The sequence below is a fragment of the Comamonas sp. genome, assembly GCF_036643215.1.
In the GTDB taxonomy this organism is placed as follows: domain Bacteria; phylum Pseudomonadota; class Gammaproteobacteria; order Burkholderiales; family Burkholderiaceae_C; genus Comamonas.
This window is the reverse complement of the sequence record NZ_JAVXSJ010000022.1, coordinates 20,457-43,535: the sequence shown is the minus strand read 5'-3', so window position 1 is coordinate 43,535 and position 23,079 is coordinate 20,457. Positions and strand designations below refer to the sequence as shown.

The 23,079-nt window shown below is 60.4% G+C and carries 25 protein-coding genes; 12 read left to right on the top strand and 13 right to left on the bottom strand.

From position 1 onward, the window contains the following. Positions 1-15 precede the first annotated feature (15 nt). The 4 genes from RSF91_RS14865 to RSF91_RS14850 all read left to right on the top strand — a co-directional run bounded on the left by RSF91_RS14865 (position 16) and on the right by RSF91_RS14850 (position 4,274). Positions 16-954 carry a family 2A encapsulin nanocompartment shell protein gene (locus RSF91_RS14865; protein WP_332569148.1) on the top strand — a complete coding sequence of 313 codons (939 nt, stop codon included), beginning with the start codon at positions 16-18 and terminating at the stop codon, positions 952-954. Between the two features lie 79 nt (positions 955-1,033). Continuing rightward, positions 1,034-2,908, top strand: a complete 1,875-nt coding sequence (locus RSF91_RS14860; protein WP_332569147.1) for a family 2A encapsulin nanocompartment cargo protein cysteine desulfurase — start codon at positions 1,034-1,036, stop codon at positions 2,906-2,908. 181 nt (positions 2,909-3,089) lie between these two features. After that, positions 3,090-3,713 (top strand): sugar O-acetyltransferase, encoded by a 624-nt coding sequence (locus RSF91_RS14855; RefSeq protein ID WP_332569146.1) that lies wholly within the window; start codon positions 3,090-3,092, stop codon positions 3,711-3,713. Positions 3,714-3,959: 246 nt separating this feature from the next. Beyond that, positions 3,960-4,274 carry a hypothetical protein gene (locus tag RSF91_RS14850; RefSeq protein WP_332569145.1) on the top strand — a complete coding sequence of 105 codons (315 nt, stop codon included), beginning with the start codon at positions 3,960-3,962 and terminating at the stop codon, positions 4,272-4,274. Positions 4,275-4,438: 164 nt separating this feature from the next. Here RSF91_RS14850 and tauD read toward each other — a convergent pair whose 3' ends face one another. Further along, positions 4,439-5,278 carry a taurine dioxygenase gene (gene tauD / locus RSF91_RS14845; RefSeq protein ID WP_332569144.1) on the bottom strand — a complete coding sequence of 280 codons (840 nt, stop codon included), beginning with the start codon at positions 5,276-5,278 and terminating at the stop codon, positions 4,439-4,441. Between the two features lie 166 nt (positions 5,279-5,444). On the opposite strand from tauD, the gene tauA reads away from it, so the two are divergent. From tauA to RSF91_RS14830, 3 genes are all read left to right on the top strand, one after another. After that, positions 5,445-6,464, top strand: coding sequence for a taurine ABC transporter substrate-binding protein (gene tauA, locus RSF91_RS14840; protein WP_332569143.1), 1,020 nt, complete (start codon positions 5,445-5,447; stop codon positions 6,462-6,464). Next, positions 6,451-7,287, top strand: a complete 837-nt coding sequence (locus RSF91_RS14835; protein WP_442878862.1) for a taurine ABC transporter ATP-binding protein — start codon at positions 6,451-6,453, stop codon at positions 7,285-7,287. The genes tauA and RSF91_RS14835 overlap by 14 nt, the downstream gene beginning before the upstream one ends. Positions 7,288-7,372: 85 nt before the next feature. Continuing rightward, positions 7,373-8,272 (top strand): ABC transporter permease subunit, encoded by a 900-nt coding sequence (locus tag RSF91_RS14830; RefSeq protein ID WP_332569142.1) that lies wholly within the window; start codon positions 7,373-7,375, stop codon positions 8,270-8,272. A gap of 189 nt (positions 8,273-8,461) precedes the next feature. Here the strand turns inward: RSF91_RS14830 and putA are convergent, their stop codons facing one another. Further along, positions 8,462-12,217, bottom strand: coding sequence for a trifunctional transcriptional regulator/proline dehydrogenase/L-glutamate gamma-semialdehyde dehydrogenase (gene putA, locus RSF91_RS14825; protein WP_332569141.1), 3,756 nt, complete (start codon positions 12,215-12,217; stop codon positions 8,462-8,464). A 170-nt stretch (positions 12,218-12,387) separates the two neighbouring features. On the opposite strand from putA, the gene RSF91_RS14820 reads away from it, so the two are divergent. After that, positions 12,388-12,864, top strand: coding sequence for an Lrp/AsnC ligand binding domain-containing protein (locus tag RSF91_RS14820; protein WP_099736443.1), 477 nt, complete (start codon positions 12,388-12,390; stop codon positions 12,862-12,864). A 111-nt stretch (positions 12,865-12,975) separates the two neighbouring features. Further along, positions 12,976-13,743 (top strand): 7-alpha-hydroxysteroid dehydrogenase, encoded by a 768-nt coding sequence (gene hdhA / locus RSF91_RS14815; RefSeq protein WP_332569140.1) that lies wholly within the window; start codon positions 12,976-12,978, stop codon positions 13,741-13,743. 57 nt (positions 13,744-13,800) lie between these two features. Here hdhA and RSF91_RS14810 read toward each other — a convergent pair whose 3' ends face one another. From RSF91_RS14810 to RSF91_RS14795, 4 genes are all read right to left on the bottom strand, one after another. Beyond that, complete coding sequence (locus RSF91_RS14810; protein WP_332569139.1) at positions 13,801-14,277, bottom strand: DUF2269 family protein; 477 nt, start codon at positions 14,275-14,277, stop codon at positions 13,801-13,803. Further along, positions 14,274-14,696 carry a DoxX-like family protein gene (locus tag RSF91_RS14805; protein ID WP_332569138.1) on the bottom strand — a complete coding sequence of 141 codons (423 nt, stop codon included), beginning with the start codon at positions 14,694-14,696 and terminating at the stop codon, positions 14,274-14,276. Before RSF91_RS14805 ends, RSF91_RS14810 begins: the two co-directional genes overlap by 4 nt. Beyond that, positions 14,689-15,570 carry an NAD-dependent epimerase/dehydratase family protein gene (locus RSF91_RS14800; protein WP_332569137.1) on the bottom strand — a complete coding sequence of 294 codons (882 nt, stop codon included), beginning with the start codon at positions 15,568-15,570 and terminating at the stop codon, positions 14,689-14,691. The genes RSF91_RS14805 and RSF91_RS14800 overlap by 8 nt, the downstream gene beginning before the upstream one ends. 83 nt (positions 15,571-15,653) lie before the next feature. After that, the gene (locus RSF91_RS14795) at positions 15,654-16,178 is read right to left on the bottom strand and encodes a GbsR/MarR family transcriptional regulator (protein ID WP_332569136.1); all 525 of its coding nucleotides are present in this window, start codon (positions 16,176-16,178) and stop codon (positions 15,654-15,656) included. Between the two features lie 205 nt (positions 16,179-16,383). Here RSF91_RS14795 and RSF91_RS14790 point away from each other — a divergent pair, with 205 nt between their 5' ends. Together RSF91_RS14790 and rlmD are read left to right on the top strand one after the other, a co-directional pair. Beyond that, complete coding sequence (locus tag RSF91_RS14790; protein WP_332569135.1) at positions 16,384-16,695, top strand: hypothetical protein; 312 nt, start codon at positions 16,384-16,386, stop codon at positions 16,693-16,695. 309 nt (positions 16,696-17,004) lie between these two features. Then, a complete protein-coding gene (gene rlmD, locus RSF91_RS14785) occupies positions 17,005-18,504 on the top strand; it encodes a 23S rRNA (uracil(1939)-C(5))-methyltransferase RlmD (protein WP_332569134.1) in 1,500 nt (499 codons plus the stop codon). A 244-nt stretch (positions 18,505-18,748) separates the two neighbouring features. On the opposite strand, the gene RSF91_RS14780 is transcribed toward rlmD, so the two are convergent. From RSF91_RS14780 to RSF91_RS14770, 3 genes are all read right to left on the bottom strand, one after another. Further along, the gene (locus RSF91_RS14780; protein WP_442878863.1) at positions 18,749-19,237 is read right to left on the bottom strand and encodes a DUF2325 domain-containing protein; all 489 of its coding nucleotides are present in this window, start codon (positions 19,235-19,237) and stop codon (positions 18,749-18,751) included. 207 nt (positions 19,238-19,444) lie between these two features. Further along, complete coding sequence (locus RSF91_RS14775) at positions 19,445-19,801, bottom strand: hypothetical protein (protein WP_332569132.1); 357 nt, start codon at positions 19,799-19,801, stop codon at positions 19,445-19,447. A gap of 129 nt (positions 19,802-19,930) precedes the next feature. After that, positions 19,931-20,623 carry a Bax inhibitor-1/YccA family protein gene (locus RSF91_RS14770; protein ID WP_332569131.1) on the bottom strand — a complete coding sequence of 231 codons (693 nt, stop codon included), beginning with the start codon at positions 20,621-20,623 and terminating at the stop codon, positions 19,931-19,933. Between the two features lie 193 nt (positions 20,624-20,816). Here RSF91_RS14770 and RSF91_RS14765 point away from each other — a divergent pair, with 193 nt between their 5' ends. Next, complete coding sequence (locus RSF91_RS14765; RefSeq protein ID WP_332569130.1) at positions 20,817-21,224, top strand: GlcG/HbpS family heme-binding protein; 408 nt, start codon at positions 20,817-20,819, stop codon at positions 21,222-21,224. A gap of 205 nt (positions 21,225-21,429) precedes the next feature. Here the strand turns inward: RSF91_RS14765 and RSF91_RS14760 are convergent, their stop codons facing one another. The 4 genes from RSF91_RS14760 to RSF91_RS14745 form a co-directional block, all read right to left on the bottom strand. Next, positions 21,430-21,639: a hemin uptake protein HemP gene (locus tag RSF91_RS14760; RefSeq protein ID WP_442878861.1), complete on the bottom strand. Its 210-nt coding sequence runs from the start codon at positions 21,637-21,639 to the stop codon at positions 21,430-21,432. A gap of 76 nt (positions 21,640-21,715) precedes the next feature. Beyond that, positions 21,716-21,913, bottom strand: a complete 198-nt coding sequence (locus RSF91_RS14755) for a hypothetical protein (RefSeq protein ID WP_332569129.1) — start codon at positions 21,911-21,913, stop codon at positions 21,716-21,718. A gap of 6 nt (positions 21,914-21,919) precedes the next feature. Further along, the gene (locus RSF91_RS14750) at positions 21,920-22,336 is read right to left on the bottom strand and encodes an ExbD/TolR family protein (RefSeq protein WP_099736455.1); all 417 of its coding nucleotides are present in this window, start codon (positions 22,334-22,336) and stop codon (positions 21,920-21,922) included. Positions 22,337-22,339: 3 nt separating this feature from the next. Then, complete coding sequence (locus RSF91_RS14745) at positions 22,340-23,062, bottom strand: MotA/TolQ/ExbB proton channel family protein (protein ID WP_169106770.1); 723 nt, start codon at positions 23,060-23,062, stop codon at positions 22,340-22,342. Between the last annotated feature and the right edge of the window lie 17 nt (positions 23,063-23,079).

Genomic DNA, 23,079 nt, shown 5'->3' with positions numbered 1-23,079 from the left:
CCCTGACTACGTTTCATGACCAACACGACCTTGCATACCCTGGGCGACAACGCCGCCCGCCAGTTAGCCAATGCCACCAAGACTGCGCCCCAGCTGGCCACCATCACGCCGCGCTGGCTGACCCATCTGCTGCAGTGGGTGCCGGTGGAGGCGGGCATCTACCGCGTCAACCAGGTCAAGAACCCCGAAGACATCAAGGTGACCTGCACCGCCAAGCAGTTCGATAACCAGCTGCCACGCACTTTTGTGGACTACGAGGAGCAGCCGCGCGAGTATTTTCTGAATGCGGTCTCTACCGTGCTTGATGTGCATACGCGCATCTCCGACCTCTATAGCAGCCCGCACGATCAGATCAAGGAGCAACTGCGCCTGACGATCGAAACCATCAAGGAGAACCAGGAAAGCGAGCTGATCAACAACGCCTCCTACGGTCTGCTGGCGCAGGTGACAGATGAGCAGCGCATCTTCCCGCTCAACGATGGCGGCGCGCCCACGCCCGATGATCTGGATGAGTTGCTGAGCAAAGTCTGGAAGGAGCCAGCCTTCTTCCTGGCCCACCCGCTGACCATTGCCGCCTTTGGCCGCGAGGCCACGCGCCGTGGCACGCCGCCGCCCACCGTGAGCCTGTTCGGCTCGCAGTTCATTACCTGGCGCGGTGTGCCGCTGATTCCTTCGGACAAGATTCCGGTGGCTGACGGCAAAAGCAGCATCTTGCTGCTGCGCGTGGGCGACCGCCGCCAGGGCGTGGTAGGCCTGTTCCAACCTAGTCTGTCGGGTGAGCAAAGCCCGGGTCTGTCGGTGCGCTTCATGGGTATCAATGACCAGGCCATCAGCTCCTATCTGGTCTCGCTGTACTGCTCGTTGGCCGTGCTCACCCCCGATGCATTGGCGGTGCTCGACGATGTGCGCATCGACCGCTATCACGACTATTCGGCGCTCGATACATATAAGTAAAAAGCCGCTCTAACGTAGATATAGCAAGCGCTGCCAGCTATTGGTTTTGATAGCTGGCAGCGATTCAGGAGAATTGGTTTTGAGTTCCACCACCGCCATCCCCGCACCCACAGGCGCTGCGCCCATCGATCCGCAATTGCTTGCGCAACTGGCCACCAGCCTGTTTCGCAGCCTGCCAGGCGATGCGCCCAGCCCCGTACCCGGTGCCCAAGCCCCGGCCAACTGGGCGCCCGGCGGCAGCCCGCTGGCCGCGCCCTCGGGCGTGTCGCCCAATGTGCCGGGTTCGCCCATTCCACTGGGGCAGGTGCCGGGCAGCAATCTGCTGCCATCCAGCCCCGGCACCTCGCTGTCGCTCATCAACCGTGCACCTGCCTTGCTGCCGCAGGCGCAGGCCGGCAATGGCGAGCCCGACAAGGCCTTTGCCGCCTTGCCCGGCTATGAACCGCGTCTGGCTGGCCTTGTCAATGCCGGGGGGCAGCCCGCACCATCGCGCCTGGATGCGCTGAGCCAGCAGGCCGTGCAGGCGCTGGCCAGCCACAGCTTTGGCAATGTGCCCCAGCTGTATCAGGCGCCTGAGCGATCTGGAGCGCCCGTTACCGCCAGCGCAGCGCCCCAGTTCTATTTTGTCGATGCGGTTCGGTTGCCCAGCGGCTTTGTCACGCCGACCAAACCGCACCACCATGGCGAGGTGGCACAGCTCCTGTCTGTCGCGCAAGACCGCCATCCGGGCTTTGATGTGCAGGCCGTGCGTCGTGACTTTCCCATCCTGCAAGAACGCATCAACGGCAAACCCCTGGTCTGGCTGGACAACGCTGCCACCACGCACAAGCCGCGCCAGGTGATAGAGCGCATCAGCTACTTCTATGAGCATGAAAACTCCAACATCCACCGCGCCGCCCATACGCTGGCGGCGCGCGCCACGGATGCCTACGAGCATGCGCGTGAAGTGGTGCGCCGCTTCATCCACGCGCCCGATGCGCGCGAGGTGATCTTTGTGCGCGGCACGACCGAGGCCATCAATCTCGTGGCCAAGGCCTGGGGCGGGCAGAACGTGGGCGAGGGCGACGAGATCATCATCAGCCACCTGGAGCATCACGCCAACATCGTGCCCTGGCAGCAACTGGCGCAAGCCAAGGGCGCGAAGCTGCGCGTGATTCCCGTGGACGAGCAGGGCCAGATTCGTCTCGATGAATATGAAAAGCTGCTCAACGAGCGCACCAAAATAGTCGCCATCGGCCATGTCTCCAACGTGCTGGGCACGGTGGTGCCGGTCAAGGAGGTGGTGGCGCGCGCCAAGGCACGCGGCATCACCACGCTGATCGACGGCGCGCAGTCCATCGCCCACACGCCGGTAAATGTGCAGGACATAGGGGCCGACTTCTTTGTCTTTTCGGGCCACAAGATTTTTGCGCCCACTGGCATCGGCGTGCTCTGGGGCCGTCGCGAGGTGCTGGAAGCCATGCCGCCCTGGCAAGGCGGCGGCAACATGATTGCCGATGTCACGTTCGAGAAGACCGTCTACCAGCCGCTGCCCAACACCTTCGAGGCGGGTACCGGCAATATTGCTGACGCCGTGGGCCTGGGCGCTGCGCTGGAATATGTGGAGCGCATTGGCATAGAAAACATCAGCCGCTACGAACACGCCTTGGTCGACTACGGCATGCAGCAACTGGCCACGATTGCCGGCCTGCGCCTGATCGGCACCGTGCCGGGCAAAGCCAGCGCGCTGTCCTTCACGCTGCAGGGCTACACCACCGATGAAGTAGGCAAGGCGCTGAACGCGGAAGGTATTGCCGTGCGCACCGGCCACCATTGCGCCCAGCCGATCTTGCGGCACTTTGGTGTGGAGTCCACGGTGAGGCCGTCGGTGGCCTTCTACAACACCTTTGCAGAAATCGAACAGATGGTGGCTGTAGTGCGCAGACTGGCGGGGCAGCGCCGAACCACGCATTAAAGAGTTATTTAAAAAAGATAGCGGCCAGCGCATGGAATACATGGGCTGGCGCTGTTTTTATTTCAAATCAAAAGTGTTCGTCCGAGACCTTTGCGATGGTCTCTGATCGGCCAGAAGCTACCGTAGGAGTGTCAGCAATGCGCTATGGTTATCGCCTTCCTAAAGAAACTAATCGCACCCAATGTCAAAGCTCGAAACGCAATTTGCTCATATCTGTTCTGGGCAAATGTATAACGACCTCTCGCCTGAATTAGTGGCGGCGAGGCAGAGTGCGGTGCTGCTGACCAATGAGTACAACAACTCCTTCTCGAAACCAGCCAGTGAGCGGGAAGCGATCCTCAGGACTCTGCTAGGGCATCTAGGTCGAAACGTACACTTCGAACCCACCTTCCGTTGTGAGTTCGGGCGGAATATTCACATTGGCGACAATTTCTATGCCAACTTCGATTGCATCATGCTCGATGGCGGTGGCATTTACATCGGTGACCATGTGCTCCTTGCGCCGCGAGTCGGTATCTATACGTCTAATCACGCCATTGACCCTATGGAACGCGCCGCAGGCGGATGCTTCGCAAAGCCCGTAAAGATTGGCAATCGAGTCTGGGTCGGTGCGGGCGTGCACATCAATCCCGGGGTAACGATTGGAGATGGTTCGATCATTGGTTCCGGCAGTGTTGTGACATCAGATATTCCATCAGGTGTCATCGCTGCCGGCGTCCCATGCAAAGTCATCCGACTGATTTCCGAACAGGACAAAACTGGATTTAAGCCTCAATTCATGTCGAATGGCTCGTCTAACTTATAGATTCAGTAGTTCGATGAAACCATCGGAACGACTGCACTAGGTCGAACAGCGAAAGCTGCAACCGGCCAGAAGCAGTCACTCGAACGTTGGTCTTCAACCCTCATCGCAGGCTGCGAACTTGAAACTTTTAGGTTTGACTAAAAAGCTATCCTCTGCTTTGTTAGCACCATTGCTGCGGCATATTCTTTTTTATCCGAACGACAACTACGTTTGGCTTGTCGTCTAAATCAAGTTAGGCAGATGTCCATGAAGCAGTCGTACAGCGCGAATCACACCATACCGCTCTGGCTGCCATGGTGTGGTGTCATCTTTTCAGCAGTGGCCTTCATCACCGCGCTGGTGCTGGGGCTGGAGAATCGGCCGAGTAGCGTGCCATGTAATGGTCGCTACTGGCAGCTGTGTCAATTGATCTTTGGCTCAATCGAGCAGTTGCTTGGTGCTTGGCCTGCGCACGTTCTCTACGTGCTTTCGTTCTTCTGCACTGGTCTCTTCATTGGCCGCCTAGCATGGTCCGGCTTCAGTTGGCGCAGGGCTGAGAACAATAAGTCATCATCTACCTGACCCATCGCTCAAGCGAACTGCCCTTCGGCCAGCCGCTTACCGCGTGCGCCAACTGACTGTCGGCTCAAGGTCGACAACTGCCCTCACAGCCCAGAAACTCATCCGAGCTTCGGGGCTTGCTTTATTGGGCGGCAGAAATCAGTCTCAGGAGCTGGCGCACTACCTCAAGCTGCCCGATAGAAAGGTCGATCCCCCAGCACTGTGGCGCGGTGCATTACGCGGCGGTGGGGCAGGTAGTTGGCGCAGGCGTAGTGCTGGGTGCTGCGGTTGTCCCAGAAGGCCAGATCGCCGACCTTCCAGCGCCAGCGCACGGTGAATTCGGGCTTGCTGATATGGGCGAACAGCTGGCGCAGCACGGCATCGCTTTCGGTGGCGCTCAGCTCCACGATGCGGGTGGTGAAGCCTTCGTTGACAAACAGGCCTTGCTGGCCGGTTTCAGGGTGAGTGCGAATCACCGGGTGCAGAACGGGCGGGTGCTTGGCGACGGCCGCTTCCCAGCGCAGGCGTTCCTCGGGCGTGCGGGCAAAGCGCCAGGCGGGGAATGACTTCACAAAATCATGCTCGGCATTCAGACCCGACAGCAGCCGCTGCCAAGGGGCGGACAGGGCTTCAAACGCGGCCACATTGCTGGCCCACAGTGTGTCGCCACCCAGAGGCGGCAGCTGGCGCGCCGAGAGCAGGGCGGCCTGCGCCGGTGCTTCGGTGAAGGTGATGTCGGTATGCCAGTTGTCGTTATCGGGCGGGTTGTTGTCGTCCGTGTCGAGCACGATGATCTCGGGCACTTCGGGAATATTGCGGTAGACGGGGTGTATGTGCAGCGGCCCGAACTGCGCCGCCAGATCGCGCTGCTGCAGGGGGGTGACGGGCTGGTTTTCAAAGAACAGCACCTGGTGCTGCAGCAGTGCGGCGTGCAGCGCATCGCGCTGGGCCAGCGGCAAGGGGTGGGTCAGATCGATATGGCTCACAACGGCGCCAATGGCCGGGCCTAAGGGCTGAATTTCCATGGTCAAAACGTGCAGATCAGAGTGGATGCAGAGCGCCGAGTTTCCGCCCGGCGGCACTGCGCTGGTTGCGCGTTTTTTGCATTTGCACATGCGAATTTCGCGCATGCAAAACGCTGCGCAATTCCTAGACTGAAAGTGTTCCAACCTCTTCAAAAAAGCTTTCGTCATGCAAACACCAAATCGCCGTCTTTTCTCTCTCGTTCTGGCTGCCGCACTGGGCGCCGCAGTACTGCCCGCACAGGCCGCACCCAATGAGGTGGTAATTGGCTATCAGGACATGGTGCTGCCCTGGCGCTATGCCCAGGAAACCCAGGCCGTGGAAAAGGCCACGGGCTACAAGATCAGCTACCGCAAGCTGGGCAGCGGCGCAGAAATCACCCGTGCATTGGCCAGTGGTGCCATTCACATCGGTGAGGCAGGTTCCTCCCCGTTTGCGGCTGCGCTGTCGCAGGGCGTGCCGATTCAGATTTTCTGGGTGGCCGACAACATCCACAACGCCGAAGCGCTGGTGGTGCGCAATGGCAGCAACGCCAAAACACTGGCCGACTTGAAGGGCAAGAAGATCGGCATTCCCTATGTGTCGACCAGTCACTTCCACGCACTCGTGGCGCTGCAGGCCGCAGGCGTCAACCCCAAGGATGTGAAGGTTCTCAATCTGCGTCCGCCCGAAATTCTGGCCGCCTGGGAGCGTGGCGATATCGATGCGGCCTTTGTCTGGGACCCGGTGCTGGCCAAGATCAAGCAAAACGGTCAGGTGCTGACCACCTCGGGTGATATCGCGCTCAAGACCGGCAAGGCCACGTTTGATGCGCTGGCCGTGCGCACCGACTTTGCCAAGGCCAACGACGCATTTCTGGCCCAGTTCGTAAAGGTGCTGGCCGAGGCCGACAAGCGCTACACCAGTAATACTGCGGCGTGGACGCCCCAGTCCCCCGAGGTCAAGGCGGTTGCCAAATGGTCGGGGGCCGAAGTGGCCACGGTGCCTGACAGCCTCAAGCTCTATGCCTTCATCACGCCGGCCGAGCAGGCCAGCCCGAAGTGGCTGGGCGGCGGCAAAAGCTCCGTGGTTTCGCAGTCGCTGGCCGCTACGGCCCAGTTTTTGCAGACGCAAGGCTCGGTGCAGCAGGTGCTGCCCGATTATTCGGTGGGCGTGAACGACAGCTGGGTGCGCCGTGCTGCGCAGTGATCTGAATCTGGCGGCAGGCCTTTCGGTACGGGGCCTGTCCGTGCGCTATGAAGGCGCGCCTGCCCACGATGTGCAGGCGCTGGCCTTGCACGATCTTGATCTGGACATTGCGCCCGGTGAATTCGTTGTTGCCGTGGGTGCTTCTGGTTGCGGCAAGACCACGCTGCTTAATTGCATTGCCGGCTTTACCGCGCCATCGACAGGCCGTATTGACTGGCAGGGCCAGCCGGTGGTCGATGCCGGGGCCGATCGCGGTGTGGTGTTTCAAAAGCATGCGCTGCTGCCCTGGCTCAATGTGATCGACAACGTGGCGCTGGGCCTGCGCCTGCGCGGCGTGGGGCGCGAGCAGCGCCACCGACTGGCGCTTGAGCGACTGGCCCAGGTGGGGCTGGCGCAGCGTGCGACGGCCTTGCCCTGGCAATTGTCGGGCGGCATGCAGCAGCGCGTGGGCATTGCGCGTGCGCTGGCCAATGATGCCGATCTGCTGCTGATGGACGAGCCGCTGGGTGCACTCGATGTGTTCACGCGCGAATCGCTGCAGGAGCTGATTTTGCGGCTGTGGGCCGAGGAGCGCGCCACGCGCCGCACCGTGTTCTTCATCACCCACGATGTGGAGGAGGCACTGTTTTTGGCCAGCCGCATCATCGTGATGAGCCCGCGCCCCGGGCGCATTACGGAAAGTCTGGCCGTCGATTTTGGCCGCCGCTACCTGGCGGGCGAGAGCGCGCGCGCCGTCAAATCGCTGCCCGAATTCATTGCCATGCGTGAGCGGCTGATGGCCGCGATTGGCGAGGCATCGCAAGCCGAGCTGACATTGGTTTGATATGAAAAACATAGCTGCTTGCGCTTGATGCACAAGCGCTACGAGCCAATTTGGCTATTTTTACCGTTTTGCTGGATTGAATGATATGAGCGCAACCATATTGGCCTCAACGGCCGCCGTGCGGGAGCCGCAGGGGGGCGGGCAGACGCTGCCCCGGCTTCAGGCTCCCGTTGTGCCGGAGGGTGAGATTCCGGCCGTCGCGGCCTTTCGCAGCCATCGGCCCAGCCCCCGGCGCGGGTGGGCGCTGCTCAGTGTGGCGGCCTGGCTGGCGCTGTGGTGGCTGGCGACCGAGCTGCGCTGGGTGCCGCCGCTGTTTTTGCCGCCGCCCGAAGCGGTGATCAAGGCCTTGGGCCAGGCCTGGCGCGGCGATATTCAGGGCGGCGATGCGCTGTGGGTGCATGCCCAGTGGAGCAGCCTGCGCGTGTTTGGCGCTTTTGTGCTGGCCGTGCTCACCGCTGTGCCTGTGGGTATTGCCATGGGCGTCAACCGCTGGGCGCAAGTGGTGCTGGACCCTATTCTGGAGTTCTACCGCCCGCTGCCGCCGCTGGCCTATCTGCCGCTGGTGGTGATCTGGCTGGGCATTGACGAGGCATCGAAATGGCTGCTGATCTACCTGGCCTGCTTTGCCCCCATGGCGCTGGCCGCACGCGCGGGCACGCGCAATGCCAGTGCCGAGCAGATCAATGCGCTGCGCTCACTGGGCGCTACGCGCTGGCAGCTGCTGCGCCACGCCATAGCTCCCGCAGCGCTGCCCGACATTCTGGTGGGCCTGCGCATTGCCATGGGCTTTGCCTGGACCACGCTGGTCGCCGCCGAAATGGTGGCCGCCACGCAGGGACTGGGGCAGATGGTGCTCAACGCCTCGAACTTTCTGCGCACCGACATTGTGGTGATGGGCATTTTTGTCATCGGCGCGATTGCGTTGCTGCTTGATGCACTGCTGCGCAAGCTGGAACGCTGGCTGCTGCCCTGGCATGGCCGTTGAGGTTTTTCAGGTGCAGGATGGTGACGGGTTTACGTCTTGATTACAGGCTTTCGGCATCCAGCCATCGGTTGTGAAAAACCTGCTGGATGAATTTTGATGAAAAAAGCACCTGGCGCTGGTACTGCTTGCGCTGGGTGCTCTCTTTTTAGAATCGCTCTTTAGGGAAGGGGCGAGACGACACAGAGGGCTTCACTCCAGATTCATCAGCGCCGCATTCCCCCCCGCTGCCGCCGTGTTGTGCGACAGCGCACGTTCATGCCACAGCCGCTCCAGTCGCACGGGCTGGCCCGCATGGCATCGTGTGGGCAGCACGATGGGGCCGCTGCGCCGCGCCAGCGCCTGTGCCCATTGCATGAACTGCGCGTCATCGCATTCCAGCAGGGTGGCGTCCATGACTGTGGTTTCGGCGATCTGTGCCGTGGTGATGCCAGCAGCCAGCAGCTCCACATGGCTGCGCAGCGCCTGGGGCAAAGCGTTGTGCAGGTTGGTGCTGACGGGCGAGTGTGGCCATACGGCTCTGGAGCCGCAGGCCAGCACGGCGGCCAGTTGCTGCAGCAGCATGTTCTGGCTTTGCGCCAGGCACAGCGTGCGTGGCTTGGCAATGAGGGTATAGAGATTGCGCTCGCCCGTGGGGCCGGGCAGCAGGCGTGCGGCATGCAGGTCGGGCAGGGCGTCTTGCAGGCGCTCACAACTGCTGCTGACCGGCATTTCGCCATTTTTCTCTGCCCAGTGGCCCAGTTGCTGCAAGGCGGCGCGGGGCTCTGAGGTGGTGACTTCTTGCGCAGCCCCCGCTTGCTGCAATACATGGCAAAGCAGGCGCAGCGGCGAGCTGGGCGCCTGCTGCAGGCGCGGCAGGTAGAGCGGCCCGCCCGCCTTGGGGCCTGAGCCCGACAGACCCTCGCCCCCAAACGGCTGCACGCCTACGACGGCGCCCACCATATTGCGGTTGACGTAAAGGTTGCCCACATGGGCGGACTGAGCGACCTGCTGCACGGTTTCATCAATGCGGGTGTGCAGGCCCATGGTCAGGCCGTAGCCCAGTGCGTTGATGCGCGCAAGCAGCTGCGGCAGCTCGCGCCGCTGGTAACGCAGCACATGCAGCACGGGGCCAAATATCTCGCGCTGCAGGCTTTGCAGGTCGTTCAGCTCGATCAGCGTGGGCGGCACAAAGTGGCCTTGTGCCATCACCGCATCGCTGATGGGCGACTGGTGCACGCGCAGGTCCTGTGCCTTGAGTTTTGTAATGTGCTGCTCAATGCCAGCCTTGGCTTCGGCATCAATCACGGGGCCGATATCGGTGTGCAGCTCGGCCGGGTCGCCGCAGCGCAGCTCCTGCATGGCGCCTTTGAGCATGTCGACAACGCGATCAGCGCAGTCGTTTTGCACGCACAGCAGGCGCAGGGCAGAGCAGCGCTGGCCCGCACTGTCAAAGGCCGAGGCGGCAATGTCTTGCACGGCTTGCTCAACCAACGCGGAGGAGTCCACGATCATGGCGTTTTGGCCACCGGTTTCTGCCACCAATACCACGGGCTCGCCATCAGCGCGCAGGCGTTGGGCGGTTTGCTGATTCAGCAATCGGGCCACGTCGGTGGAGCCGGTAAACAGCACGCCTGCCACCCGCGCATCGGCCACCAGCGGCGCACCCACGGTTTCGCCCTGGCCGGGCAGCAGTTGCAGCACATCGGCGTGAATATCGTGGCTCATGCCTGCCTGATGCAGCAGGCGCACGGCCTCGATGGCGATCAGCGGGGTTTGCTCGGCAGGTTTGGCCAGCACCACATTGCCTGCGGCCAGCGCGGCGGCTATCTGGCCGGTGAAGATGGCCAGCGGAAAGTTCCACGGGCTGATGCACACCACCGGGCCTATGCCGGGTGCGAGTAAACCTGCCTCATCCTGCCTGCGCAGTTGTGCGGCGTAGTAGCGCAAAAAATCTGTGGCCTCACGCACCTCGGCCACTGCGTTGGCGGCGGTCTTGCCGGCTTCGCGCATCAGCAGGGCCATTAGCGGCTGCATCTGGGCCTGGTAGCTATCGGCGGCTGCCTCTAGCACGCTGGCACGCAGGGCCGCGGGGGTGTTGTTCCATGCGGGCTGGGCCTTGTGGGCCGCTTGCAGCGCCTGCTGAATTTGCTCGGGCGTGGCGTCTGCCACATGGCCCAGCACTTGCTGCAACTGGGCGGGGTTGGTGATGGCGCTGCTTGCCTCGTGCGCTGTGGCTGCGGGTTCTGGCTGGTTTTGCATGAGGCATTGCGAAAGTGCAGCCAACACGCTTTCATCGCTCAAATCCAGACCCTCTGAATTGGCGCGCTGCTCGCCCAGCAAGTCGCGTGGCTGGGGAATGTTGGGGTGGGGTTGGCCTATGTCTTCGGTGCCATCCGCATTCAGGTCTTTTTGGCCTTCAGCCATTGTCTGATCTGCGGGGGCAGCTATCAAATCTGAGATAGGCCAGTCGGGGTTGGCAATGCGGTGCACAAAGGAGCTGTTGGCCCCGTTCTCCAGCAGACGGCGTACGAGATAAGCCAGCAGCGTCTCGTGCGTGCCCACGGGGGCGTAGATGCGGCAGGGGCGGCGTGCGGAGCTGTCTGCCGCTTCGACCACGTTGCGGTAAAGCGGCTCGCCCATGCCGTGCAGGCATTGAAATTCATAGCGCTCAGCGCTGTATGGCTGTGCGCTGGCGAGTGATTCGATGCTTGCTACGGTCTGCGCATTGTGAGTTGCAAATTGCGGGTAGATGGCGTCTGGCGCTGCCAGCAGCTTGCGGGCGCAGGCGATGTAGGCCACATCGGTATGGTGCTTGCGGGTGTAGACGGGGTAGTCGGCCAGGCCGTCGATCTGCGTGCGCTTGATTTCGCTGTCCCAGTAGGCGCCCTTGACCAGTCGCACCATGAGGCGGCGGCCGCTGCGCTGTGCCAGATCGACCAGATAGTCGATCACATAAGGGCAGCGCTTCTGGTAGGCCTGAATCACAAAGCCCAGACCATTCCAGCCCGCCAGACTTGGCGCGTGGGCCAGTTGCTCCAGCAGGTCCAGCGACAGCTCCAGCCGGTCGGCCTCTTCGGCGTCGATATTCAGGCCCATGTCATAGCTGCGCGCCAGCTCGCAAAGTTGTAGCACGCGGGGTAGCAGCTCGCCCATCACGCGCTGCACTTGGGCGCGGCTGTAGCGCGGGTGCAGGGCGCTGAGCTTGATGGAAATGCCCGGCCCGGCGTAAATACCACTGCCCGCCGATGCCTTGCCAATGGCGTGAATCGCATCCACATAAGACTGCATATAGCGCTGCGCATCTTGCGCCGTGAGTGCAGCCTCGCCCAGCATGTCGTAGGAGTAGCGAAAGCCCTTGGCCTGCAGCTCGCGGGCGCGCACCAGCGCCTCGGCAATGGTTTCGCCCATCACAAACTGCTCACCCATCAGGCGCATGGCCATGTCTACGCCCTTGCGTACCAGTGGCTCGCCGCCCTTGGCGGTGATGCGTTTGAGGGACGCCAGCAGCCCCGATTCACTGTGCGTATCGACCAGCTTGCCCGTCACCACCAGCCCCCACGCGGCGGCGTTGACGAACAGGGATGGGCTCTTGCCCAGATGCGCCTGCCAGTCGCCGCCGCGCAACTTGTCGCGAATCAGTGCATCGCGCGTCGCGGCATCGGGAATGCGTAGCAAAGCCTCGGCCAGGCACATTAGCGCTACGCCTTCTTGTGACGACAGTGAAAACTCCTGTAGCAAGCCCTGTACCAGCCCCTGCCGCCCCAGGCTTGCGGGCTGGGCACGCAATTGCTCCACCAGTTTTTTGGCATGGGCAGCGACCTGCGCGGCCTGTGGTGCGGCAAGGGTGGCGGCGGGCAGTAACTGGGCTACGGCATCGGGCTCTGCCATGCGCGTGGCAGCGGTGACGGCGCGGCGCAGCGCATCGGCAGGGTGGGCGGAGTCTGGCAGCGGTGTGAAGATTGGCATGTCAGTACAGAGGATGGGGAGCCGGGCCGCGACAAGGGTGCGCGGCCTTCACCATGTCAACAACTGCATTGCATGCGGCCCGGCTGCAGCTGTCTACATAGGGAAAATCATTGCTGGTTTGCCAAAGAATGAATCACTATATTTGTTGAATTCAAAAGAGGAATTCACCAATGAATGACGTCTTAGAAGTCGATTTAGACAGGATTGACCGCAAGATACTGGCAATTCTGCAAACAGATGGCCGCATCTCCAACCTGCGACTCGCCGAGCAGGTCGCCCTGTCCCCCACCGCTGTGCAGGCGCGAGTCACGCGGCTCACCCGGGACGGCTACATCCTCGGCTACGAAGCGCGGCTCAACCCCAGGAAACTGGGTGTGGGCATGACGGTGTTTGTAGAGGTGCTGCTGGACCGCACCACGCCCCATGTGTTTGATGAGTTCAAGGCCGCCGTACTGGCCTACCCGGCCATCATGGAATGCCATATGGTGGCGGGCGGCTTTGACTATCTGCTCAAGACCCGTATGGCTGACATGGCGGCTTACCGCGAGTTTGCGGGCAGCGTGCTCTGGCAACTGCCGGGTGTGCGCGAGACGCGGACTTATGCGGTGATGGAAGAAGTCAAGGACGATGCGCGGCTGCCTTTGTAGCGGCGTGGGCGATTGACGCCTTGTTTGACAGGCTCCCGGTCATTGCCTTATTTTTCTGAAACGGGCTTCCCAACGGTCGAGGTGAATTGAGTCTTTCACAGGAGTGCTGCTATGTATAACCCCATTGATTTCACGCTTGCCGGACAGGTGGCGGTGGTGACCGGCGCTGGCGCGGGTATTGGCCGCGCGATTGCCGAGACCTTTGCGGCAGCGGGCGCTGCCGTGATGGTCAGCGATCTCAACGCCACTACGGCAGCAGAGGTGGCTCAAGGAATCAATAGCCGGGGAGGGCGAGCAGCGGCCCAGGCCTGTGATGTGACCAAGGAGGATGATCTGGGCGCTCTGGTGCGCGAGACCGTTCGTCATTTTGGCAAGCTGACCACCCTGGTCAGCAATGCAGGGGGCGGAGGCCCGAAGCCCTTTGATATGCCGATGGCCGATTTCCGCCGTGCCTACGAGCTCAATGTCTTTTCACTATTTCGCCTGGCGCAGTTGGCCGTGCCTGAAATGGAAAAAGCCGGTTATGGGGCAATTCTGGCGATTACCTCCATGTCGGCAGAAAACAAAAACAAGCGAATGGCGGCGTACGCATCTTCCAAGGCCGCAACCAGCCACCTGGTGCGCAACATCGCTTTTGACCTGGGACCCAAGGCGATTCGCGTGAACGGGATTGCCCCAGGCGCCACGTTGACCGATGCGCTGAAGTCCGTATTGAACGATGAAATAGAGGCGCAAATGCTGGCCCACACACCCATCAACAGATTGGGCGTGCCGCAGGACATGGCCAATGCGGCGTTGTTCCTGTGCAGTCCTGCGGCAGCTTGGATCAGCGGACAGATTCTCACGGTTTCGGGCGGCGGCGTACAGGAGCTGGATTGAGCGCCTGACTCTCCGCCGTCAATAACCTCCGCAACTTTTTACAGGCGCGATACTGCATCACCCCCAGAGCACTGGCTTATTCACCATCAAGTAATAAGTACCCGCCATGGCAATAAACGCGGGGTAGCCCAGAGATTCCCAGCGCAACTGGTATTGCTGATAGAGCTGGGGCAGGGTTTGATTCTGGGTATGGGCCTCATTCGCCATGGCTGCCATGCGAATCTGCAGCCACACCACGGGCAGCCAGCAAATACCGGCCAGCACATATAGCCCCAGTGACAGCGCCAGCCAGGGCGTGCTGAGCTGATATCCGGCCATATAGGCCATGGCGAGGCCGGTGATGGGCTGAATAAAGATGCAGGGCGTGGTGAACCACCAGTCCGCCCGCACGACGAGGCGGCTGACGACGGCTTGTGCGGGTACGGAGCCGCTGCGGTTGGCAAAGAACATGTAAAAGGCCGAGCCAAGACCCGTGCCCACCAGCAACACGCTGGAGAGGATGTGCAGGGTTTTGAGCAGCAGATAGGTATTCATGATTCAAGCTTCTGGGTTGCGTTGTGGGTCTGCAGCAAAAACCACAGCATGGCGGCGATGGGCAGGTTTTTGAGCAGCGGCCCCAGCGGGTGCAGCCACAGCGTGGGCTGTAGTGCGGTGCCGATGACGGTCATGGCGACCATCATGAATAGCGCGACAAAATAGCTGCCGCGGCCGGGGCGCAGCAGCAGGGTCAGACCGATAAGCAGGTCAGCCAGCAGGCCGGACCAGATGAGGGCTGCCTGCCAGCGGGTATCGCTGATGCCGCCGTCGGCCAGCAGGCGCGCGCCTTCATGGTTAAGGCCAGAGAGGCCGAAGTAGTCCAGCGCACTGACGGCAGCGGTGCCCAGCCAGACGATGACAAGGCTGGCGTGCATGAAGCGTGTAGCTGATTCGTTTGCTTTGCGCAGCTCAGGCATGGCGACTTTCTTTGGGCAGGGTTGCCAGCATGGCCGTTGGAGCCGCGGGAGTGCGGCCCAGCAAGGTGGCGAGGGTCTGGGGATCGGTGACGTTGTCGTTTTCCAGCAAGGCCATGGTTTCGCTGCACCAGGGCATGGCCGCTATCTGATCGCCGAGTCTGGCGCTGCCCTTGCTCATCCAGTCGGGCAGGGCGTGTACCGAAGCCTGGCCATAACCCATCTGTGCGCGCAGGCTGGCGATGAAGGCTTCGGTCGACAAAGGCTGGGGGCCGCCGACTTCAACGATGCCGCCGGGGCGGCCCGAGGTTGCCATATGCGCGAGTACTTCAGCCAGATCGCGCACGGCCACCGGTTGTATCTGGCTGCTGCGCATGATCTGCGGCAGCAGCAGTACGGGCAGCTTGGCGAGGTTCAAAAACAGCTGGCTGCTGGCACCGCCTGCGCCGAAGATGATGCTGGGGCGCACCACGACGGGATTGAGCAGGCCTTGTGCGCCCAGTGCCAACAGATGCTCGTCTGCTGCACGCTTGGTGCTGGCGTATTGGGTGCTGCTCTGGCCGGAGCCCAAGGCCGAGACCTGGACCACACGGCGTACGCCGGCCTGGGCGCAGGCATCGAACAGAGCCACGGGCGCCAGGGTGTGCAAGGTCTGCAGATCCTGGCCGGGCTTATCCCGCAGGGCGCCGACGGAATTGATGACGGCATCGATGCCGTTCAGGTGTTCGAGCCATTGTTCGGCTTGGGTGCAGGCGTTGAAATCAAGGGCCGGTGTGCTGTGGCGGCTGCGCACCACGGGGTCGTGACCCTGCTGCATCAGGGCATTGACGATATGCCGACCCAGAAAGCCTGTGCCGCCGCAAATCAGAACTCGCATACGTGACTCCTTTGCAATTTTCTGCTTTTGCAGAAATTTAAATCAGTGAAGCTGTTTTTCCTTTTTCGAAGCAGAGAGATACCTCAAGAGCTCCGCACAAAACGCTGCACGCTGGCGCCCAGGCGCAAAATCTTGTCCAGCGTGGAGGGTGACAGGCGCAGCATTTCATCCGTCCAGATACCCAGCGATTCCATCAGGCGCAGTGTCTCGTGCACGCGGTCCTGGGCGTCGGGTGTTTCCTGCTCAAATTCGGGCTGGGCAATCAGCTCGCGCAGCAGGGCGCTGGTGGGGTCAAACTCCCGCTGCTTGCGCTCTCGCACAATGGTGCGCAGCAGCTCCCAGACATCGGCCGATGTCTCGAAGTATTCACGGCGGTCGCCTGTTTTGCGGCTGCTGCGAATCAGGTTCCAGCTCAGCAGTTCCTTGAGGCTGTTGCTGACGTTGGAGCGCGCTGCGCCCAGTGTTTCGCAGATGTCATCCGCGTTGAGCGGGCGGCCATGAAAGAAGAGCAGGGCATGGATTTGTGCCACGGTGCGGTTCACGCCCCAGGCGTTGCCCATGTCTCCCCAGTGGTGCACAAAACGTTCGGCGATAGGACTGAGTTGCATGGGATGGAGTGTGTTGTTGATTGAAATTTCTGTCAATACAGAAATTTCAATCAAGTCAAACAGAATCCAGCCTGCGCTTTATTGGTTGCAGCAAGGAACACAGAGCCGGTAAGGAGGTACAGAAATTTCTGTCTTTGGCGACTGCCACATAGAATGGCGAGCATCCAAGGGGCATGGAGCCTCTGACTGGTAAGGGAGAGAGTTCATGACCGCTGTATCCGTATTGCGTGCCTGCGTGCTTCTGTCGGCCTGCGCCGTGGCCCAAGCCGCATCTGCCGCTTGCTACTTTGTGTACGCGCCGAATAACGAGCTGATTTATCGCTCCAATCTGGCACCGGTGGATCTCTCTTTGCCGCTGCATATGACGGTGCCCCAGCTCAGCCCCGGTGCGAGGATGTTTTTCTCGCTGGACGAGTACAACTGCGCGACGGAGGTCAACCTGGTTGCCGAGCGCGCACAGATCGCTGCCGCGCGTAACAGCCGCGAACTCCGCCGCCGAGAAGACCAACGCTTCTGAATTTGTAGCGGCTTGCGCTTGACTGGTAAGCGCCAGAGCCGCTTTTTCTTGAGGTTTTCGTGGTGGCTCAGTCTCAAGAGCTTCATCCTCGGTCAACTGTTACAGCACAGATTACGCTAGGCCCGTGGTTTGCCTGAGCGCCAGGCCTAAGAGGTTCTCGAGCGTTAAACAAAATTGACCTGTAATTGGCGTTGAGTTGTGGTGTTTCTGGCTTTGGGGGCTGCGGCTGGCTTGTGAGCGACAAGACTGCTGCGGGTTTCTCTGGTGGTTTTCTGCTGTGCACAAGCAGGCCTGAGACAATCGCCCACCATGAGTAAATCCAGCGACAACAAAATCCCCGAGAACCTGCCAGAACTAGACACCGATGCGCCCACTTTGCCTGAGGGCTGGCTGCAGGTGTTGTCCATGGATATGGACGCCAAGGGCGTAGCACGCAAGCCTGATGGCAAGGTGGTCTTTATTGACGGTGCTTTGACGGGCGAAATCGTCAGCGCCAATACCCATCGCAAGAAAAACAACTGGGAAGCCGCCTCGCTGACCGAGATTCACCGTGAATCCTCGCAGCGCGTGACGCCCGGCTGCCCCAATTTTGGCCTGCACGAAGGTGCCTGTGGTGGCTGCAAGATGCAGCATCTGCATGTGGGCGCTCAGGTCGCCATCAAGCAGCGCGTGCTGGAAGACAACCTCTGGCATCTGTCCAAGGTCAAGCCCGAGACCATGCTGCGCCCCATCGAAGGCCCAGCTTGGGGCTATCGTGACCGCTCGCGCCTGTCGGTGCGCTACGTCATCAAAAAGAGCAAGGTGCTGGTCGGCTTCCATGAGCGCAAGAGCCGCTATGTGGCCGACATGGAAACCTGCAAAATTTTGCCCCCCCATGTGGATGCCATGCTGATGCCTCTGCGCGGCCTGGTTGGCAGCATGGATGCGCGTGAAACCCTGCCCCAGATTGAAGTGGCTTGCGGCGAGCATGTAACTGCCATGCTGCTGCGCCATCTGGAGCCGCTGAGCGTGGCCGACCTGGAGCGCCTGCGCGCCTTTGGCACTGCGCACAATGTGCAGTGGTGGCTGCAGCCCAAGGGCCCGGACACCGTGCACCGCATGGAAGAGGGCGGCACCCAGCTGTCATACAGCCTGCCGGAATTTGGCATCACCATGCCGTTTAAGCCCACGGACTTCACGCAGGTGAACCCGCAAATCAACCGCGTGCTAGTGGGCCGCTCGCTACGTTTGCTTGATGCCAAAAAGAACGAGCGCGTGATCGACTGGTTCTGCGGTCTGGGCAACTTCACCCTGCCGATTGCTACCATGGCCGGCGAAGTGCTGGGTATTGAGGGCTCGGACACGCTGGTGCAGCGTTCGCACGAGAACTACGCCGCCAACAACGCCGTGCGTGCTGAAGGCGAAAAGCTGGCGCCTACGACATTTGTGGCGCGCAATCTGTTCAATATGACGCCCGCCATGCTGATTGCCGACGGCAATGCAGACAAGTGGCTGGTCGATCCTCCCCGTGAAGGCGCTTTTGCCCTGTCGCAGGCGCTGGCGGATATTCACCAGATTCGCACGGGCGCCAAGCAAGTGGGCGTGGCCACGGAAGAGCAGCCAGACCTGCTGCTCGCTCTGCCTGAAGGTCAGGAAAGCTGGGAGTTCCCCAAGCGCATCGTCTACGTGAGCTGCAACCCCGCCACTCTGGCGCGCGATGCAGGCTTGTTGGTGCACCAGGCTGGTTACCGCTGTGTGATGGCGGGCGTGGTCAATATGTTCCCGCATACAGCCCACGTGGAAAGCATGGCTGTTTTTGAGCGTATCTGATCGCCCTTTGATCGCCTTTAGTCTTTGAGTGATCTGCGCAGAGCTTGCGCAGATCACTCAAGCTCCGATCAAGCCCTTGGCATTGTTTGCCACGGCTCCCTGCGCGATGGGGCCGTTTTGAGCAAAGTTGGCTGGTAAGTCTTATTCCCAGAGCCATGAAGCAATGATCAGCAAGCCTGCCATGCTGATGAGCAGACCCAGCAGGGTTTTGAAAGAGCGAGCGCTTTTTTTCATCCAAGCGGTCTCAGTCAGACTCACATTTTTGCCTTGTGCTTTCAAGGCTGGTTTGCGCGGCCACCACTTTTCCATCTTCTGACGACGTGTGCAGGCGCACCACGCGCAAGGCATTGGGCTCGTCGACCAGCACGCATGGCTTTCCATTGCGTTTGCAGTGATCCTCGACCCGCCAATAGTCACCATCGCTGATGCAGCCGGTCTGGCAGATCACCAGATCAGCGGCGTGCAGGCTGCTTTCCAGCAATTGCTGCTCAGGTGTAGCGGGTAACGACGCTGGTGAGAGCTGTTTTTTGCTGGGGCTAGATTGGGTGAGCAAGCTGGCTGCCAGCTCTATAGCCAGTGCATGCCGCTGTTCGCGCTCCCAGAAGAGGGCAGTGTCGCGCGCGATGAGCTGAGCCCTGAGGCGAATGAGCTGGCGCTTGAGCTTTTCAGTCTCGTGCGCCAGCGATTGAATTTGTTCAGTGCAGCGAATTTGCGCCTCCTGATAAATCTGCATGATTGCCCCATGCTCAAGGCGCAGTTGCTGGAATTCATCATCTGGCATAGCAATCCTCTCTGCATGGTTTGTAAGACGTTGCTCGCATGATAAATGAGAATCGTTATCAATAAAGAATAGACCAGATGTTTGTAAGGGTGGATATTGGCCAGGCAATAAAAAAGCCGTAGCACTGTGGCTACGGCTTGTGGGTTCAGCAGACGGGGCTTAGCTGCGGTTGTTGCGGCTGGCGCTGTTGTCTGGCTCAGGTGCGCTGCGCTTTTCTGGGGCGCTCTGGCCGAGTACGGATGGAACGCCTTCAATTTTGTTGGCGCGCATGTATTCGTCCATGTCCTTCCAGCCGGCGAACACCAGTGCCTTGGGTGCTTTGGGGTTGAGGACGTAGCAATCCTCCAGCCCGCGCATGGCGTGGCGGCAGGCGCCGCCGATGGCCTTGGCCTCCGAGTCTTTGGCCACGGCGCGTGGGTCCGGGCCCAGGCCGGGAATATCTTCGATCTTGCAGCCTGCCAGCACCAGAGGCAGCAGAGCAATGGCAAGCGCGCGGGGGAGGTGGTTTGGCTTCATCTTGTCTGGGTATCGGCAATGGCTGGCATAAATTGAGGCTGAATCTGAAATATCCTGCAACATTCAAGGCAAAGCAAACAAAAAGGAGTGCCGAGGCACTCCTTCTGGGTCATAAGCGTCTGAAGATGCTTAGTCGCGTTCGCCGCCCATGATGCCCAGCAGGGCCAGCAGGCTCTGGAACACGTTGAACAGGTCCAGATACAGGGCCAGAGTGGCGCTGATGTAGTTGGTTTCGCCGCCGTCGATGATCTGCTTGAGGTCATACAGCATGTAGGCCGAGAAGATGCCGATAGCCAGCATGGAGATGGCCATCATGCCTGCGGTAGAGCCCACAAACACGTTGATGATGCCGCCCACCATCAGCACCAAGGCGCCGACGAACAGGAACTTGCCCATGCCCGACAGGTCACGCTTGATCACCGTGGCCAGCATGGCCATGACGAAGAAGATGCCAGCTGTGCCGGCAAAGGCCGTCATGATCAGCTGCGCGCCGTTGGAGAAGCCCAGAATCATGCCGATCATGCGCGAGAGCATCAGGCCCATGAAAAAGGTAAAGCCCAGAAGCACAGGCACGCCAGCGGCCGAGTGCTTGGTCTTTTCAATGGCGTACATGAAGCCGAAGGCGCCGCCCATGAACACGAGCAGGCCGGTAAAGCCTGTCAGTGAGCGGGTGATGCCTGTGGCAACGCCCAGCCAAGCACCCAGCACGGTAGGTAAGAGGCTCAGTGCCAGCAGCCAGTAAGTGTTGCGCAAAACACGGTTGCGCTCTTGCTGCGAGACACCGTAGCCCGCAGTGCCCAGTGTGGTGACTTGTTCGTTCATGTGGCCATTCCTCCTTCAGGAATTGTGTGTAGAAACATTCTCATTCTAGGTGGGGCTCTTGACAGGAGATTGCAATACCCCCCGGCACTGCGGCAGTTTTAGGATGAAATGTTTTTCACATGACATCTATTGTCAAAGTCTCAGTACCGAATATGCTTGTCGCACTGAAAATCCGACGGATACCTATACCTGTATGAAGACGAAGCACGAACTCGAACTGGCCGACGTTAAGGCGATCGCCGCTGCCGCTGAAGCTGAAGCGCTGAAGAACAACTGGCCTGTGACGATTTCCATTGTGGACGACGGCGGTCACCTGCTGCTGTTGCAACGCATGGATGGTGCTGCTGCTATCTCTGCACACATTGCTCCCGCCAAGGCCCGCTCGGCTGCTATCGGCCGCAAGGACACCAAGGCGTTTGAAGACATGATCAACAATGGCCGCACCGCTTTCCTGAGCGCGCCTTTTGTGGATGGTCTGCTCGAAGGCGGCGTGGTCATCGTCAAGGGCGGCCAGGTGCTGGGTGCTGTGGGCGTGTCTGGCGTCAAGGCCAATGAAGATGCACAGGTTGCCAAGGCTGGTATTGCCGCTCTGGGCCTGTAATAGCGCTGCTCTGCCGCTAAGGCAGAGCCCAAAACAAAACCCCTGCACGCGCAAGCGGCAGGGGTTTTGTTTTGGGCGGCTGTGGGTAAAAAAGCGCGTGGCTATTGAGGTGTGAGCGAAAGAGAGGGCTTGCGCTCTACAGCAACTGTGGCTGGCGAATACGACACTTTCGGTGTCGCCCCACGATGAAACGGTTTGAAGTGCGCTACTTGGTCAAAATCAGTTTGCCCAGCTTGGTGGCCTGCAAGCGGTAAGGCGTGCCGTTATGCACGATGGTGACGGCCTTCTGGCCATTGAGCAGCAGGGCGCTATCTACGCCTGCGCTGCTGCTTGCGGCGGCAGTGGATGATGCCATCGCTGTTGCGGCTGCCATCTGTGTGGTGGGCTGTGAGGTCGCAACAAGCGGTGCAGACATGCCGTGATTCCTTAATTTTTAAACTGAGTGAATGATAACAATTCTCAGTTGAATTGCAAGTGATAACTACTCGCATTTAATTTATTTCTTTAAAAATATTTAGTGTTGCTATCCCTGTGTCGCGAAGCTTGGTGAGGCCAGCCTGTTTTGGGATGAAGTATGGAGCTTCTAAATTGATAGCTGTAAGCGCTTTCTTATAGAGCGTTTGAGCCTGTTTTTTTAAATTTGAAGCATAAAAAACGGCCCTCGAAAGGGCCGTTTGGTTCAAAAGCACACAGGCTTACTTGGCAGGGTCGGTCACAAAGCCAATTTTTTTGACGCCTGCGCGCTGCGCGGCGGCCATGGCTTGGGCCACGCGCTCGTAACGCACTTCCTTATCGCCGCGAATGTGCAGGTCAGCCTGAGGCTCCTTGGCGGCCTCGGCCAGCAGGTTGGCTTCCAGCTGCTCGTCGCTGACTTCCTGTGCGTTCCACGAGTATTTTCCATCAGCGGTGATGCCCAGCTGCACGGTGGCAGGCTTGGTGTCTTCAGGCTGATTGGTGGCGCGGGGCAGGTCCACGTTGACCGAGTGTTTCATCACGGGCACGGTGATGATGAAGATGATGAGCAGCACCAGCATGACGTCCACCAGAGGCGTCATATTGATCTCGTTCATCACCTCATCACTGCCCTCGTCGTCCATGGTTCCGAATGACATGGCTTACGCGCCTTTCTTCAGCGGCAGCACATTGCCGGAGACTTGGCCGTCCACGGTCACGCGGGCACCGGTCACGAAATAGGCGTGCACATCGTGGGCAAAGCTGTTCAGAGCGTTCAGGATGCCCTTGTTGCCGCGCACCAGAGCGTTGTAGCCCAGAACGGCAGGGATGGCCACGGCCAGACCCAGAGCGGTCATGATCAGCGCTTCGCCGATGGGGCCTGCCACCTTGTCGATGGAGGACTGGCCCGAAGTGCCGATAGCCACCAGTGCGTGGTAGATGCCCCAGACCGTGCCGAACAGGCCGATGAAGGGCGCGGTAGAGCCAACGGAGGCCAGAATGGCCAGACCGGACTGCAGGCGTGCTGTGAACTCATTGATGCCATTGCGCAGGCAGCGGGTCACCCAGTCGCTGATGTCCAGCGTGTCATGCAGGTGGGCGCTGGTCTTGCGGTGGTGGGCAGAGGCTTCGCGGCCTTCCAGCACCATGAAGCGGAAGGGGTTCTGCTTGTCGCTGCCCAGCTTTTCCAGGCCCGTGGCCAGGTCGGTGCTATGCCAGAAGTCTTGCGCCGTGTTGGCGTACTTCTTGAACTTCACGATGTCTATGGCCTTGAGAACGATGACCAGCCAAGAGGCCACTGACATGGCCAGCAAGATGATGGCCACCGCTTTGGTCACGAAGTCGCCCTGTGTCCAGACGTGGGCAATGCCGAATTGGGATTCCATGGGTACTCCTGAGAACT

Excerpts from the sequence above, each read along its gene's own strand:
- RSF91_RS14795 (WP_332569136.1), bottom strand. The coding sequence starts at position 16,178 with ATGCAACTCAGTCCTATCGCCGAACGTTTTGTGCACCACTGGGGAGAC.
- RSF91_RS14820 (WP_099736443.1), top strand. The coding sequence starts at position 12,388 with ATGAATGACGTCTTAGAAGTCGATTTAGACAGGATTGACCGCAAGATA.
- RSF91_RS14775 (WP_332569132.1), bottom strand. The coding sequence starts at position 19,801 with ATGAAGCCAAACCACCTCCCCCGCGCGCTTGCCATTGCTCTGCTGCCT.
- RSF91_RS14745 (WP_169106770.1), bottom strand. The coding sequence starts at position 23,062 with ATGGAATCCCAATTCGGCATTGCCCACGTCTGGACACAGGGCGACTTC.
- RSF91_RS14760 (WP_442878861.1), bottom strand. The coding sequence starts at position 21,639 with ATGTCTGCACCGCTTGTTGCGACCTCACAGCCCACCACACAGATGGCA.
- RSF91_RS14750 (WP_099736455.1), bottom strand. The coding sequence starts at position 22,336 with ATGTCATTCGGAACCATGGACGACGAGGGCAGTGATGAGGTGATGAAC.
- RSF91_RS14770 (WP_332569131.1), bottom strand. The coding sequence starts at position 20,623 with ATGAACGAACAAGTCACCACACTGGGCACTGCGGGCTACGGTGTCTCG.
- tauD (WP_332569144.1), bottom strand. The coding sequence starts at position 5,278 with ATGGAAATTCAGCCCTTAGGCCCGGCCATTGGCGCCGTTGTGAGCCAT.
- RSF91_RS14830 (WP_332569142.1), top strand. The coding sequence starts at position 7,373 with ATGAGCGCAACCATATTGGCCTCAACGGCCGCCGTGCGGGAGCCGCAG.
- RSF91_RS14855 (WP_332569146.1), top strand. The coding sequence starts at position 3,090 with ATGTCAAAGCTCGAAACGCAATTTGCTCATATCTGTTCTGGGCAAATG.
- RSF91_RS14805 (WP_332569138.1), bottom strand. The coding sequence starts at position 14,696 with ATGCCTGAGCTGCGCAAAGCAAACGAATCAGCTACACGCTTCATGCAC.
- RSF91_RS14810 (WP_332569139.1), bottom strand. The coding sequence starts at position 14,277 with ATGAATACCTATCTGCTGCTCAAAACCCTGCACATCCTCTCCAGCGTG.
- RSF91_RS14800 (WP_332569137.1), bottom strand. The coding sequence starts at position 15,570 with ATGCGAGTTCTGATTTGCGGCGGCACAGGCTTTCTGGGTCGGCATATC.
- RSF91_RS14780 (WP_442878863.1), bottom strand. The coding sequence starts at position 19,237 with ATGCAGATTTATCAGGAGGCGCAAATTCGCTGCACTGAACAAATTCAA.
- hdhA (WP_332569140.1), top strand. The coding sequence starts at position 12,976 with ATGTATAACCCCATTGATTTCACGCTTGCCGGACAGGTGGCGGTGGTG.
- RSF91_RS14765 (WP_332569130.1), top strand. The coding sequence starts at position 20,817 with ATGAAGACGAAGCACGAACTCGAACTGGCCGACGTTAAGGCGATCGCC.
- rlmD (WP_332569134.1), top strand. The coding sequence starts at position 17,005 with ATGAGTAAATCCAGCGACAACAAAATCCCCGAGAACCTGCCAGAACTA.
- RSF91_RS14865 (WP_332569148.1), top strand. The coding sequence starts at position 16 with ATGACCAACACGACCTTGCATACCCTGGGCGACAACGCCGCCCGCCAG.
- RSF91_RS14850 (WP_332569145.1), top strand. The coding sequence starts at position 3,960 with ATGAAGCAGTCGTACAGCGCGAATCACACCATACCGCTCTGGCTGCCA.
- putA (WP_332569141.1), bottom strand. The coding sequence starts at position 12,217 with ATGCCAATCTTCACACCGCTGCCAGACTCCGCCCACCCTGCCGATGCG.
- RSF91_RS14790 (WP_332569135.1), top strand. The coding sequence starts at position 16,384 with ATGACCGCTGTATCCGTATTGCGTGCCTGCGTGCTTCTGTCGGCCTGC.
- tauA (WP_332569143.1), top strand. The coding sequence starts at position 5,445 with ATGCAAACACCAAATCGCCGTCTTTTCTCTCTCGTTCTGGCTGCCGCA.